The following is a 13,387-nucleotide window of genomic DNA, read 5'->3' on the forward strand; positions in this document are numbered from 1 at the left end:
GGAAGGAGGAGGAGATGTCAGCCAGGGACTGGTCGATCCAGGAGATCGCCCGACTCGCCGGAACCACCAGCAGGACGCTGCGTCACTACGACGACATCGGTCTCCTGCCGCCATCGCGCATCGCGCACAACGGCTACCGGCACTACGACGAGCAGGCGCTCGTGCGACTGCAGCGGATCCTGCTGCTGCGCGAGCTCGGACTCGGGCTGCCGCAGATCGCCGAGGTGCTCGACCCTTCGACAAGCTCAGGGACCCAGGGGGCGAAGGCCGAGGCATCCGCGCTCGAGACCCATCTGGCACTCCTCCGTGAGGAGCAGACCCGGCTGGCGCGGCAGATCGCGTCGGTCGAATCCACCATCGCAGCATTGAGAGGAGGTGAAGAACTCATGGCAGAGAACATGTTCGACGGCTTCGACCACACCCGGTACAAGGAGGAGGTCGAAGAGCGCTGGGGCAAGAAGGCCTACGCCGACAGCGACCGCTGGTGGCGGGGGATGACGGATGCTGAGCGCGCAGACTGGCAGCGTCGCGTGTCCGACCTCGGACGCGACTGGATCGCCGCCGCCGAGAGCGGCATCGATCCCGCATCCGACGAGGCCCAGGCCATCGCCCGCCGTCACGTCGAGTGGCTCACGGGCATCCCGGGGACGCCGGCGGCCGCACCCGGCGGCGACGTCAGGGGCTACGTGATCGGCCTCGGCGAGATGTACGTGGCAGATCCGCGCTTCGGCGCGAACTACGCGACGTCCGCCGGCGGCACGCACGGTGCGGAGTTCGTCCGAGACGCGCTCCGCGTGTACGCGGAGGCGAACCTGTAGCAATTCGACAGGCTCAGGGACCCAGTGGGTTGCTGAGCCTGTCGACGCATCCATAGCCGACCGCCGCACCCGCGCGCAAGAGCCGGAGCGGATGCCGCGCGTGGGCGTAGGGTCAGGACATGGCCCGCCGCTGGAGACGCACAGACGCGGCGCGACTGTTCATCGCGGCCGCTGCAGCGTACGGCGCGAACGTCGCCCTCGGAACCGCGGTCGCCGTGCGGCTCATCGACACGCGGCGATTCCGCTGGGTCCACCACGTGCTCTACATCATCACGTGCGTCGCGACCGGCGCGGCGCTGAGCGCCGCCTTCTGGGCCCGGCCGGTCGCCGCGACCCGTCGGGCCGCGGCCTTCCTCGCTCCGGCGATCGGGCCGCTCGCCGTGATCCCGTACGCGGGCACGCGAACCCGACGGCATCCGCTCGTCGCGCTCGCCGCGGCGCCCTTCATCGTCGCGGGGCTCGTCGCCTCGCGCCTGCCCTCCGACCGGAAGTGACCGCATGGAACTGCTCGACGCCATCCGCCGCCGCAAGACCACGAACGGGCCGTTCCTGCCCGACCCCGTGTCGGAGGAGCATCAGCGTCTGCTGCTCGAAGCCGCAGGTCGCGCACCCTCGCAGCTGAACAGCCAGCCCTGGCGCTTCGTCGTGATCGAGAACCGCGACACGATCGAGGCGATCGCGCGCATCTCCGGCGAGAGCATGACCGAGGCGATGTCGAACGGCACGTTCTTCGAGCGCTACAAGCCCTACTTCCGCTTCAGTCAGGCCGAGATGGACGAGAAGCGCAGCGGGATGCTGTTCGACAAGCTGCCCGCGGCGCTCCGGCCGTTCACGGGACAGGTCTTCACGAAGCGCGGGCAGAAGCTCATGAACGCGTTCGGAGTGCCGAAGACGCTGGGCGAGGAGAACCGCCGGCTGGTCGCGGGCTCCCCGCTGCTGCTCGGCGTCATGCTCGATCGCAGCGAGTACCGGCCCGGTCAGCTCTCCTCGTTCTACTCGGTGTTCAGCATGGGCGCCGCGATGGAGAACATCTGGCTCACCACGGTCGAGCTCGGCATGGGCATCCAGTTCATCTCCTTCCCCATGGAGGTGCCGGGCCGCTGGGACGAGATCGTGCGGATGCTACGGGTGCCGGACGACCTCGAGCTCATGGCCGTCTATCGGCTGGGCTACGTGCCCCCGGAGCAGCGCCGGCCCGCGATCGACTGGACGAGCAGCGAACGCCGACTCGTGTCGCAGTACGTCTTCCGCGAGACCTGCGAGACGGCGCAGGACGGATGGGACGCCGCGCGTCCCTGACCCCGCTCACTCGGCTGTCGTTCGCGGCAGCCGGCGCAGATCGTGCACCGCGGGGCCCTCGAGACGCCGGCCGTCGGCCGCGAAGCGCGAAGCGTGCAGCGGGCAGTCCCAGGTGCACTCCGCGTCGTTCCAGTCGAGAACGCCGCCCAGGTGCGTGCAGACCGCGTCGACCGCGCGGGTCTCGCCGTCGACGGTCGAGATGCCGACCGGACGGCCGGCGCGGTTCGCCACGACACCCTGCCCCTCGGCCGGCCGCGGCACCGGAACGGGCCTGCGCTCGGCATCCGTCCACCCCGTGGAGAGGGCGGCGGCGACGCGCCCGCCCTCGGCCGCTCCGCGCGCCAGATCGGCCGGCACCGTGAGACGCGTGCCGATCGCGGTCATCCATGACGGGCGGTCACGTCGCTGCGTGCCGAGGATCTCGGCCGTGAGCCGCAGCGCGGCCGCCGGCGCGTTCGTGAGCCCCCATTTCGCGTAGCCGGTCGCGAAGCGGATGCGGCCGAGGCCGCGAGGCATCGCCCCGACGAAGGGGATGAGGTTGTGCGACTCGTAGTCCTGCGCCGACCAGCGGTGCGTCTCTTCGGCGTCGGGGAAGTGCTCACGCGTCCACGACACGAGGTCGTCGATCGCCGCGGTCTCGCCATCGGAGCGCCCGACCGGATGTCCGCCTCCTCCGACGACCAGCTGTGCAGCGTCTGCAGGGCCGTCGGCTGCCGCGACCGGGCGGATGGAGCGCGTGAGGCCGTCGACCGAGATGAACGTGCCGTCCGGAACGGGGGCCGAGGTGCGGAACGAGACGCAGTAGGAGCGCAGCCCGCGCACCTTCATGAAGTACAGACCGCGATCGAGGATGGGCGTGCCCGTCGCGAGCACGATGTCGTGGGCGAACAGGGGGCCGGCGGTCGTCTCGACGCACGGCTCGGGAAGCGCATGGGCACCGGTCGCCCGCACATGATCGTGCAGGGTGCCGCCCGCGGCGAGCAGCTTCCTGGCGAGTGCCTGCGTGACCCGCACCGGATCGATCGTCGCCTGCTCGTCGAGAGCGATCGCGCCGAGGGCGGAGAACGGAACGTCGAGGTCGGCCTGCTCGAGCACGCGCGCATCGAGGCCGGCCTCGCGTGCGGCGGAATGCTGGCGGCGCAGGGTCTCGAGACCGGAGCGTCCCTGTGCGTAGCTGTGGTCGGTGCGGCGCGCGTACGGGATGCCGGCGCCCTCCGCGAATCCGAGGAGCCACTGCATGCCGTCCCGGTTGGCGTCGACGTACGCGCGCACGAGCGACGCCGGGTGGTGCCGCCGGATCTCGGCGAGCCGGCTTCCTTGAAGCAGCGAGAGCTTGCCGGTGTTGCCGCCGGTTGCGAGCTCGGCCACCGATCCCGAATCGATCACGGCGACGTCGAGCCCGGCATCCGCCAGCATCACGGCTGTCGACAGTCCCGTGATTCCCGCGCCGACGATGACGACGTCGTGTCGCGCGCCAGGGTCGAAGGGCGAGCCGAGGGGAACGGTCGGTCCGAGTTTCCAGAGCGGAGTCATGGGGCCAGTCAACCCGTCGATCAGGCCTGCGCGCACCGCCTTGACAGGGCGGCCGGGTGCTGGCACGACGCGGCCGTCGAGATCGTGCCGACTACAGTGACAGGGTGAATCTCCGTCGTGTGCTCCTGGTCGTCGCTGGCGGTGCTGCGGGAACCGCCGCCAGGCTCGCGCTCGGGATGCTGCTCGCCGATGCCGGCGTCCTTCCCGTGCTGATCGCGAACGTCGTCGGCGCGTTCCTCATCGGCGTCCTGATGGCGCGGCCGTTCCTCCGCCTCAGCGGCGCCGCACGCGTGGAACTGCGCCTCCTGCTCGGCACCGGAGCGCTCGGCGGGTTCACGACCTACAGCGCGTTCATGACCGGAACCGTGGGGCTGTGGGCGGATGCTCCGCTCCTCGCCGTCGCGTACGCCGCAGGCTCTCTCGTGCTCGGTCTCGCAGCGGCGGCGTCTGGCCTGCGCCTCGGCCGACCCCGTGCGGAACGCCTTCGGACGGGAGCCGCCTCATGAGCCCGCTGCTGTTCCTGGGGGCTGCGCTCGCCGGAGGCATCGGCGCCGCACTGCGCTATCTCGTCGACCTGGGCGTCGCCCGGCTCGCAGGCAGGCGCTTCCCCTGGGGGATCTTCCTCATCAACCTCAGCGGGTCCTTCGCGCTGGGCGTCGTGACCGCGGCCCTCCCCGACCAGACGACTCTGCTCGGCGCGGGTCTGCTCGGCGGGTACACGACCTTCAGCACGGCGATGCTCGACACCGTGGCGCTGTGGCGCGACGGCGAGCGCCCGGCATCCGCCTTCAATGCGATCGCGACCCTTCTGCTGGGACTGCTGGCCGCCGGCCTCGGGCTCGCGCTCGGAACCGCCCTCTGACCTTCCTCAGCCCGCGTTCAGCACCTGACGGCCGACCGCGGTGTCGGTCAGGCGCCAGTCGGTCTCTTTGACCACGTGGAAGAAGTTCACGAACGATGCGCCCGAGTCGCGCGCCCGCTTGATCAGCATCCGCGACCATCCCTCCTGGGTGATCCAGTCGTCGGCTGTGGCCTCGTAGGGCGGGTTCGCCGGCCATTGGAACACCCAGCTGCCCCAGGCGCCGTATCCCGGCCCGCCGGGCTGGAAGTCCGCCGGGTTGTCGGGAGCGGAGGCGGTCTCCGCGATGCCCCAGGGCTTGGATCCTGCGAGTGCCTTGAGTCGCGGCACCGGCCCGTTCGGGTCGGTGAATCCGAAGACGTCGTCCGGGCTCTGCCAGCCGCCTTGACTCATCGGGGTGTACCCCCAGTTGAAACCGTCGAGCGCGAGCGCGTCGACGTAGGCCGAGCCGGGGAAGTACGACTCGAACGGGTAGGGACCGGCGCCGTAGTTCAGCGGATTCCAGAGGAACACGACCTTGGGCGCGATCGCCTGCTTGAGCGCGTAGACGTGTCGCCACATCGCGATGTACTCCGCCGGTGTGTTGCCGCCGGCGGCGGTGCTGCTCGACCACGGGCGGGTCGAGTCGTCCATCTCGGGCGCGAACCGCACGATGATCTCCGCATCCGCACTGCGGCGGGCAGCGTCCGTGAGCCACGACGTCAGGTAGGCGTCGTACTCGCCGGCGGCGATGCGGCGCGGCGCGAACGCCGGCTGCTGATCGGCGGGCCGATTCCAGTCCCACGGCTCCCAGGAGATCAGCAGGGCCGAGCGGCGCGACATGGCGGCGTCCGCGTAGGCGTTCGGGAAGCCGGGCGACTGCACGAAGTCGGCGTAGGTCGAGAGCATCCCGTTCGTCCGGCTGAACGCGGCCTCCTCGGCGGCCATGGTCGGCAGATCGTGCGAGGTCCAGCCGAGGATCATCGTGTGGTCGGCATCGAGGATGCTGGTGGCGGGCGTCGACGGAGCCGGTGACGGCGAGGTCGTCGGTGACGGCGAGGGCTTGGGCTTGGGGGCTGCCATGGCCGTCGACGGCACCGACAGCAGCAGGGCGGCGACGGACAGGCCCGTCGCGATCAGGGCATGCGTGAAACGCGGTCCTGCGACCATGGAACGACCTCCGGAGGGTGGCCTCCGATGGGGGAATGAGGCCGCGGGAGAGACCATTCTCTGCGACGGACGGCGGCCGCGGTAGAGACCATCGGCCAGACTTCGGGAAAGGCCGCGGATACGGCTCACAGCGTTCTCAGAACGTTGAAATGTACAAACGTACATGTACGCACGTACAGAGAGGGGTGACATGAGTGACGCACGACGCAGGCGCGACCCCGAGGCGCGACGTCGCGAGATCATCACGGCGGCAGCCGAGCTGATCATCGAGATCGGCGTCGACGCGATCACGCACCGCAAAGTCGCCTCTCGCGCCGGGGTGCCGCTCGGCGCGACCACGCAGTACTTCGCCACGCTCGACGATCTTCGCGAGGCCGCGGTCCGTGAACTCGCCGCCGAGGTCGACAGCCGCATCGAGGCCACCCGCCGTGCGGTGCTCGCCGACGGAGTGACGCCCGCCGGGCTCGCGCGACTCATCCACGACGGGCTCTCCGACGCCCACGCCGTGCAGGCCGATAGGGCCGTGGTCACCGCGGCCGTCCACGATCCGAGGGTCCGCGAACTCGCACGTCACTGGTCCGACGAGGTGGTCGGATTCATCGCACCCGTTCACGGTCCGGGCCCCGCCAGGGCGGCCGCCGTTTTCCTGGACGGCGTACTCTGGCACGCCCAGATCCACGACGAACCGCTCGACGAGGGCATCATCCGCGACGCCCTCACCGGAATCCTGACTCCAGCCGCAGCATCCGCCTAACCGAGAGAACCGCCTTGTCGAAACTCGCCGTCCTCAGCCTGAAGAACCGCGCGCTGATCGCTCTGATCACGATCGTCGCCGCCGTGTTCGGCGGCCTCGCGCTGACGAACCTCAAGCAGGAGCTCATCCCGTCGCTCGAGCTGCCCAACCTCATGGTGATGACGACCTACCCGGGCGCCTCCCCCGAGGTGGTCGAGAACGACGTCTCCACTCCGATCGAATCGGCCATCCAGGGCGTTCCCGGGCTCGAGGGCACGACTGCCACCAGCACGACGAACGCCTCGATCGTGCAGGCGACGTTCACCTACGGCACGAATCTCGCCACCGCCGAGCAGAAGATCCAGCAGGCGATCAACCGCATCTCCTCGACCCTGCCGGACGATGTGACGCCTCAGGTGCTGTCGGTCTCGATCGACGACTTCCCGGTGATCCAGGTCGCGGTCACCGGCTTCGACGATGCCGAGAACGCGCAGGCCGAGCTGCAGAGCGTCGCGATCCCGAAGCTCGAAGACGTCGCGGGTGTCAACGCGGCGGACATCGTCGGCGGCGTCGGACAGCGCATCACGATCACTCCGGACGTTGCCAAGCTCGCCGCTGCGGGCGAGAGCACGCAGGCGATCAGCTCGGCTCTGCAGCAGAACGGCACGCTGTTCCCCGGCGGGGACATCACCGAAGACGGTCAGACGCTCACGGTGCAGACCGGAGCGAAGATCACCTCGGTCGACGAGATCGCCGCGCTCCCGCTCGTCGGAGCCGATGCGACGATCGGAGATGTCGCGACAGTGGTGCAGGAGTCGGACCCGGTGACGTCGATCTCGCGCGTCGACGGCAAGGACGCGCTGTCGATCTCGATCACCAAGCTGCCGGCGGCGAACACCGTCGAGGTGTCGCACGGCGTGATCGCCGCCCTCGACGACGTCAAGGAGGCGTTCCCCGACGCGAAGTTCACGATCGTGTTCGACCAGGCGCCGTTCATCGTGCAGTCGATCGACACGCTCGCGACAGAGGGTCTTCTCGGCCTCGTGTTCGCGGTGATCGTCATCCACGTCTTCCTGCTGTCGATCCGCTCCACACTGGTGACCGCGATCTCCATCCCGACCAGCGTGCTGATCACCTTCATCGGCCTGCAGGCCTTCGGCTACTCGCTCAACATCCTCACCCTCGGAGCGCTCACGATCGCGATCGGGCGCGTGGTCGACGACTCGATCGTCGTGATCGAGAACATCAAACGCCACTATGTGGGGGATGCCGACAAGGGCGAGGCCATCCGCCTCGCCGTGCGCGAGGTCGCGGCGGCCGTCACGGCGTCGACCATCACCACCGTCGCGGTCTTCCTGCCGATCGTCTTCGTCGGCGACATGGTCGGAGAGCTGTTCCGGCCGTTCGCGATGACCGTGACGATCGCCATGGTCGCCTCGCTGCTCGTCGCGCTCACGATCGTTCCCGTCCTCGCCTACTGGTTCCTGCGACCGGGCAAGCCGCTGCTCGACGCCGAGGGGGCGCGGATCGATCCCGAGCATCCCGACGCTCCTCCGACGTGGCTGCAGCGCGGATACCGGCCCATCCTCGGCTGGACACTCAAGCACTCCGGCATCACGGTGATCCTCGCGGTCGTCGTGCTCGGCGCGACGCTGGCCGCGGCGCCGCTGATGAAGGTGAACTTCCTCAGCGACTCCGGCCAGAACACGATGACGGTCACGCAGAACCTCGGCCCGACCGCGAGCCTCGAAGCGAAGTCGGATGCGGCGATGAAGGTCGAGGACGCTCTGCTCGACATCGACGGCATCACGCACGTGCAGGCCTCGATCGGGTCGAGCGGGTCGGCCCTGCGCGACGCGTTCTCCGGTGGCGCCGGAGTGACGTTCTCGGTGCTCACCGACAGCGACGCCGACCAGGAGAAGCTGCGCAGCGAGGTGCAGAAGGCGATCGACGGGCTGAAGGACGTCGGCGACGTCGCCGTGGCGGCATCCGCCGGGCTCGGCTCGAGCGACATCGAGATCTCCGTGACCGCCTCGAACTCGAGCGACCTCGAGAAGGCGACGGATGCCGTGGTCGCCGAGCTCGACGGGCGCGACGGCATCGGCCAGGTCACGGACAACCTCGCCGCATCGCTGCCGTACCTCGCGGTGGTCGTCGACCGGCAGGCTGCGGCCGAGCGCGGGCTCTCAGAGGTCGCGGTCGGCTCGATCGTGTCGAGCACGATGCGCCCGCAGCAGGCCGGCTCCGTCGAGATCGACGACACCGCACTGACCGTCTACATCGCGGCCCCCGCGCCGCCCACGACCGCGCAGGCGCTCAAGGAGCTGGCGATCCCGACCGCTCGCGGCGTCGTGCAGCTGCAGGACATCGCGGTCGTCGAGGAGCGCAACGGCCCCACGTCCATCACCACGGAGAAGGGCAAGCGCACGGCGACGGTCACCGTGCCGCCGGCATCCGACAACCTCGCGGTCGCCACCGCCTCGGTCTCGGCAGCGCTCGCCGCGGTCGACCTGCCCGACGGTGCATCCGCCGAGGTCGGCGGCGTCGCGACGCAGCAGGCTGACTCGTTCTCGCAGCTCGGACTTGCGATGCTCGCGGCCATCCTCATCGTCTACGTCGTGATGGTGGCGACCTTCAAGTCGCTGCGTCAGCCGCTGCTGCTGCTCGTCTCGGTGCCGTTCGCGGCGACCGGAGCGATCATGCTGCAGATCATCACCGGGGTTCCGCTCGGCGTCGCCTCGCTGATCGGCGTGCTGATGCTGATCGGCATCGTCGTGACCAACGCCATCGTGCTCGTCGACCTGGTGAACCAGTACCGCGAGAAGGGGCTGTCGACGCCCGAGGCGGTGATGGCCGGCGGCGAGAAGCGTCTGCGCCCGATCCTCATGACCGCGCTCGCGACGATCTTCGCGCTGACGCCGATGGCCCTCGGCATCACCGGGCACGGCGGCTTCATCTCGCAGCCGCTCGCGATCGTCGTGATCGGCGGACTGGTGTCGTCGACCGTGCTGACGCTCATCGTGCTGCCGACGCTGTACAACCTCGTCGAGGGTGCCAGGGAGCGTCGCCGAGCGCGCCGGGAGCGAGCCACCACCCCGGTGGTTGAACGAGCCAGCACGCCGGCCGTTGAGCGAGCGCAGCGAGACGAAACGCTCAGAGCCGACGCGGACGCTTCCACGCTGCCGCACGCGCCGCAACTCACCCGCCGACAGCTGCGGGAAAAGGGCGAGTAGCCCCCGACTCGGTTCACAACTCAGGAATCACGGCGCCGCTCGGAGCCGTACAGTCCGGTTCGAACGCCTGGCGCTGATTCTTCCTGAGTTGTGAACGCCGAGCCCGCGGCGCTCGCACGGGGCTCAGCCGAGCTGGATGCCCCAGTGCAGGGTCCAGGTCTCGCCGGGGGCGAGGCGCCGGATGCCGAGGCCGCTGTTCAGCGCGTCTGCCGGCGCCGTCATCGGCTCGATCGCGACGGCCAGCGCCTGGCCCGGGTAGTTCGTCGTCGTGAACACCTGCGCATAGTCGAAGCCCTCGCCCTGCCACAGCGTGAGGGTGCGGCCGTCCGGCGCGGTCAGCGTATGCCGGACCCGGCCGTCGGCATCGCGGTCGAGGTCTGTGAAACCGGTGTCGAGGGTGACGTCTCCCAAGCGGATGCCGTCGCGCAGGGCCGTATCGGCCGGACGGCTGCCGGTGGGCAGCATCCGCTCGTCGGTGTCGAACTGCGTGCGTGCGGGAACCCGCAGGACGAGGTCGTGCGTGTCGACGTCGCCGATCATGACGAACGGGTGGGTGCCCAGCGCGACCGGAGCCGGCGTCGCCGAGCGGTTCGTGATCGTGTGCGTCACCTCGACGCCGTGCTCGTCGAGGTCATAGGAGACGCTCGTGTCGAGCAGATACGGATATCCGGTCTGCGGCACGACGGCGGCGCGCAGGATGACGGCATCGTCCGTCTGCTGCACCTCGTATGCGGTGAAGCGGAGCAGGCCGTGACTGGCGTTGCCGTACTTGGGCTCCGAGATCGAGAGCTGGCGAATGGTGCCCTCGTCGTCCCAGCGCCCGTCGCGCACGCGGTTGGGCCACGGCACCAGGACGACGCCCGAGCACGACGGCGTGGGCTGGTCCTCGGGATACGGGGGAACCAGGTCGACGCCGCCGATGCGCAGGGAGCGGAGCGACCCGCCCACCTGGGCGATCTGCGCGGTGACGTCTCCGCGCTGGAGGTGGATCTGCGTGCCGGTGGGGGAGACGGTGTTCACTCCGTCATCGTACGACTCCGGAGAGTTGCGGACGGTCAGCCGGGCAGTCTCCCAGGTGCGACATGTAGACTCTTCCGGTCGGCTTCGGACACCCGCGCATGGCGCGGACGTTTTTGAGCAAGAAGTGTGAGTCCAGGGGCCGATGGTGAGCGTCGATCGACGTTAATCAACCATCACATGAATGGCCCCGGCCGCAGACAGTCCGGACCCGCGCTCAGCGCAGGGTGCTCGCGCGTGCGCGCAGCGCTGTTCTCGTGCGAGAACTCAGAAGGACACACCCATGCCCAAGAACAAGAAGCCCCGCGGCGGACGTCCCGCCGCCAACTTCGAGCCGCGCTACGGCGCCAAGAAGACCTCGTTCCATGACCGTCACGCCGGTGCTCGCGAGGGTGCTCGCCCCGAGCGCGGCGGATTCCGTGCGGATGCCGGTGAGCGCCGCAGCGCGCCCGCAGCGGGCGGCTATGACCGTCGCCCGGGCAGCCGCAGCGCGGGTCACCGCGGATACCGTCCGGCCGAGGCGGAGACCGGCGCTCCCAAGCAGCGCTGGAGCGCGCAGGAGCGCGCCGGTCGCGATGAGGCCCGCAGCATCCGCAACCGGGCCGAGTCCGGCCGTCGCGAGACGCCGCACCACCGCGACGAGCGTCCCCGCTTCGACGAGCGCTCCGAGCGCCCGCGCTACAACGACCGGCCGACCGCCGGCCGCCGTTTCGACGACCGCCCTCGCCGCGATGATCGCGGCGCCGAGCGCCCGCGTTTCGAGCGCGACGGCCAGCGCCCCACCGGCCCCGGCACCTACCGCGATGACCGCGGCGCCGAGCGTCCCCGGTTCAACCGTGACGAGCGCCCGCAGCGGGATGACCGTGGTTTCGCAGACCGTGGGGACCGTGCGGGCGCCCGCAACGAGCGTCCCCGTTTCGACCGTGGCGCCGAGCGGCCCCGGTTCAACCGTGACGAGCGCCCGCAGCGGGATGACCGCGCCGAGCGTCCCCGGTTCAACGACCGTGGCGCCGAGCGTCGCCGTTTCGACCGTGACGAGCGTCCCCGCCGTGACGACCGCGGCTCGGACCGCGCTCGCTTCAACGACGCCAGCTCCGCCGAGCGTCCTGCTCGTTCCTACGACGCCGACCGTGCGCGTCGCGCATTCGACCGCGACCGGGCTCAGCGCTCGATCGAGGGCGGCCGCGACGAGCGCTCGCGTCCGTCGACTGGCGGCGCATACCGCACCGAGCGTCCTCGCCGTGACGACCGCACGGGTGGCGACAGCCGTCCGAGCCGCAACGACTGGAACGCGAAGCCGAAGGCGGCCTTCGAGCCGACCGACGACGTCGTGCACGAGCGTCTCGAGGCGAAGTCGGTGGCGGCTGTCGAGGTCGACGGTGTGAGCTTCGCCGATCTCGGACTCGGCTCGAACATCGTCGAGACTCTGGCGAACATGGGAGCGGCGAGCCCGTTCGCCATCCAGGCGGCCAGCATCCCGGCCGTCCTCTCGGGCCGAGACGTCCTTGCTCGTGGCCGCACCGGCTCGGGCAAGACCATCGCCTTCGGCGCGCCCCTCGTCGAGAACGTGCTGAAGTCGCAGGCCGGCAAGCGCCGCGAGTTCGGCCGCTCGCCTCGGGCGATCATCCTCGCCCCGACGCGCGAGCTCGCGCTGCAGATCGACCGCACGATCCAGCCGATCGCCCGCAGCGTCGGCCTGTTCACCACGCAGATCTACGGCGGAGTGCCGCAGGGCCGCCAGGTGGGTGCGCTCAAGAAGGGCGTCGACATCGTGATCGGCACGCCCGGTCGCGTCGAGGACCTCATCAATCAGGGCAAGCTCGACCTCTCCGACTGCCGCATCGCGGTGCTCGACGAGGCGGACCACATGTGCGAGCTCGGCTTCGTCGAGCCCGTGCAGCGGATCCTCCGCCACACTGCCGACGGCAGTCAGAAGCTGCTCTTCTCGGCCACGCTCGACCGGGAGGTCGCGGCGCTCGTCGACGAGTTCCTCGTCGATCCGGCCGTCTACGAGGTCGCCGGCGAGGACCAGGACTCGAGCACGATCGAGCACCGCGTGCTCGTGATCGAGCACCGCGACAAGGCCGACATCCTCACGTCGCTCGTCGACCGCGAGGGCAAGACGCTCGTGTTCGCCCGCACCCGCGCTTACGCCGACATGCTCGCCGAGCAGTTCGACGACGCCGGCATCCCCGCGGTGTCGCTGCACGGTGACCTCAACCAGGCCAAGCGCACGCGCAACCTCGAGCGTCTGACCTCGGGTCGCGTGAACGTGCTCGTCGCGACGGATGTCGCCGCGCGCGGCATCCACGTCGACGACATCGACCTGGTCGTCCAGGCCGACGCGCCCGATGAGTACAAGACGTACCTGCACCGCTCGGGCCGTACCGGCCGCGCCGGCCGCTCGGGCCGCGTCGTCACTCTGATCACGCGTCAGCGTCAGCGTCGGATGACCGAGCTGCTGCAGCGCGCCGAGATCGACGCGCCGTTCGAGAACGCACGTCTCGACGACGACCTGATCGAGGAGATCGCCGGTCGCGTTCCGACCGCGGCAGACCTCACTGCCTGATCGTGTCGAAGGCCCCGTCACCGCATCAGCGGGGCGGGGCCTTCGCCGACTTCACGTGCGCCCGCGCGTCAGCGGGGCGGATGCCTGCCGTCGACGTCATGTGCCCTCGGCGAGTGCACGGCACATTGACGCCAGCAGGTCGTGCATTCGGCGAGCGAACGTGAACTCGACGCGCAC

General features: G+C 69.9%; 11 protein-coding genes. 8 read left to right on the plus strand and 3 right to left on the minus strand.

Annotation, left to right across the window (positions count from 1 at the left end; all coding sequences use genetic code 11):
- Positions 1-14 precede the first annotated feature (14 nt).
- The 3 genes from RS84_RS06425 (at position 15) to RS84_RS06435 (ending at position 2,117) form a co-directional block, all read left to right on the plus strand.
- Entirely contained in the window at positions 15-818 is an 804-nt protein-coding gene (locus RS84_RS06425; RefSeq protein ID WP_045256923.1) for a MerR family transcriptional regulator, read from the plus strand.
- A gap of 119 nt (positions 819-937) precedes the next feature.
- A complete protein-coding gene (locus RS84_RS06430) occupies positions 938-1,312 on the plus strand; it encodes a hypothetical protein (RefSeq protein ID WP_045256924.1) in 375 nt (124 codons plus the stop codon).
- A gap of 4 nt (positions 1,313-1,316) precedes the next feature.
- Entirely contained in the window at positions 1,317-2,117 is an 801-nt protein-coding gene (locus tag RS84_RS06435; protein WP_045256925.1) for a nitroreductase family protein, read from the plus strand.
- A 6-nt stretch (positions 2,118-2,123) separates the two neighbouring features.
- Here the strand turns inward: RS84_RS06435 and RS84_RS06440 are convergent, their stop codons facing one another.
- The gene (locus tag RS84_RS06440) at positions 2,124-3,650 is read right to left on the minus strand and encodes an FAD-dependent oxidoreductase (protein ID WP_045256926.1); all 1,527 of its coding nucleotides are present in this window, start codon (positions 3,648-3,650) and stop codon (positions 2,124-2,126) included.
- A gap of 104 nt (positions 3,651-3,754) precedes the next feature.
- Here RS84_RS06440 and RS84_RS06445 point away from each other — a divergent pair, with 104 nt between their 5' ends.
- Positions 3,755-4,156 (plus strand): CrcB family protein, encoded by a 402-nt coding sequence (locus tag RS84_RS06445; protein ID WP_045256927.1) that lies wholly within the window; start codon positions 3,755-3,757, stop codon positions 4,154-4,156.
- Positions 4,153-4,512, plus strand: a complete 360-nt coding sequence (locus RS84_RS06450) for a fluoride efflux transporter FluC (protein ID WP_045256928.1) — start codon at positions 4,153-4,155, stop codon at positions 4,510-4,512. The genes RS84_RS06445 and RS84_RS06450 overlap by 4 nt, the downstream gene beginning before the upstream one ends.
- 6 nt (positions 4,513-4,518) lie before the next feature.
- On the opposite strand, the gene RS84_RS18630 is transcribed toward RS84_RS06450, so the two are convergent.
- Positions 4,519-5,658, minus strand: coding sequence for a hypothetical protein (locus tag RS84_RS18630; RefSeq protein ID WP_052676245.1), 1,140 nt, complete (start codon positions 5,656-5,658; stop codon positions 4,519-4,521).
- Between the two features lie 190 nt (positions 5,659-5,848).
- On the opposite strand from RS84_RS18630, the gene RS84_RS06460 reads away from it, so the two are divergent.
- Entirely contained in the window at positions 5,849-6,412 is a 564-nt protein-coding gene (locus tag RS84_RS06460; protein ID WP_045256929.1) for a TetR/AcrR family transcriptional regulator, read from the plus strand.
- A gap of 14 nt (positions 6,413-6,426) precedes the next feature.
- Positions 6,427-9,624 carry an efflux RND transporter permease subunit gene (locus tag RS84_RS06465; RefSeq protein ID WP_045256930.1) on the plus strand — a complete coding sequence of 1,066 codons (3,198 nt, stop codon included), beginning with the start codon at positions 6,427-6,429 and terminating at the stop codon, positions 9,622-9,624.
- A gap of 123 nt (positions 9,625-9,747) precedes the next feature.
- Here the strand turns inward: RS84_RS06465 and RS84_RS06470 are convergent, their stop codons facing one another.
- Positions 9,748-10,644, minus strand: a complete 897-nt coding sequence (locus tag RS84_RS06470; protein ID WP_045256931.1) for an aldose 1-epimerase family protein — start codon at positions 10,642-10,644, stop codon at positions 9,748-9,750.
- Positions 10,645-10,924: 280 nt separating this feature from the next.
- On the opposite strand from RS84_RS06470, the gene RS84_RS06475 reads away from it, so the two are divergent.
- Positions 10,925-13,210 (plus strand): DEAD/DEAH box helicase, encoded by a 2,286-nt coding sequence (locus RS84_RS06475; RefSeq protein WP_045256932.1) that lies wholly within the window; start codon positions 10,925-10,927, stop codon positions 13,208-13,210.
- Positions 13,211-13,387 lie beyond the last annotated feature (177 nt).

It is taken from the genome of Microbacterium hydrocarbonoxydans (genome assembly GCF_000956475.1).
Classification (GTDB): domain Bacteria; phylum Actinomycetota; class Actinomycetes; order Actinomycetales; family Microbacteriaceae; genus Microbacterium; species Microbacterium hydrocarbonoxydans_A.

What these genes read in the sequence shown, in the direction of transcription:
- RS84_RS06450 (WP_045256928.1), top strand. Translation starts at nt 4,153, where the DNA reads ATGAGCCCGCTGCTGTTCCTGGGGGCTGCGCTCGCCGGAGGCATCGGC.
- RS84_RS18630 (WP_052676245.1), bottom strand. Translation starts at nt 5,658, where the DNA reads ATGGTCGCAGGACCGCGTTTCACGCATGCCCTGATCGCGACGGGCCTG.
- RS84_RS06475 (WP_045256932.1), top strand. Translation starts at nt 10,925, where the DNA reads ATGCCCAAGAACAAGAAGCCCCGCGGCGGACGTCCCGCCGCCAACTTC.
- RS84_RS06460 (WP_045256929.1), top strand. Translation starts at nt 5,849, where the DNA reads ATGAGTGACGCACGACGCAGGCGCGACCCCGAGGCGCGACGTCGCGAG.
- RS84_RS06440 (WP_045256926.1), bottom strand. Translation starts at nt 3,650, where the DNA reads ATGACTCCGCTCTGGAAACTCGGACCGACCGTTCCCCTCGGCTCGCCC.
- RS84_RS06425 (WP_045256923.1), top strand. Translation starts at nt 15, where the DNA reads ATGTCAGCCAGGGACTGGTCGATCCAGGAGATCGCCCGACTCGCCGGA.
- RS84_RS06430 (WP_045256924.1), top strand. Translation starts at nt 938, where the DNA reads ATGGCCCGCCGCTGGAGACGCACAGACGCGGCGCGACTGTTCATCGCG.
- RS84_RS06435 (WP_045256925.1), top strand. Translation starts at nt 1,317, where the DNA reads ATGGAACTGCTCGACGCCATCCGCCGCCGCAAGACCACGAACGGGCCG.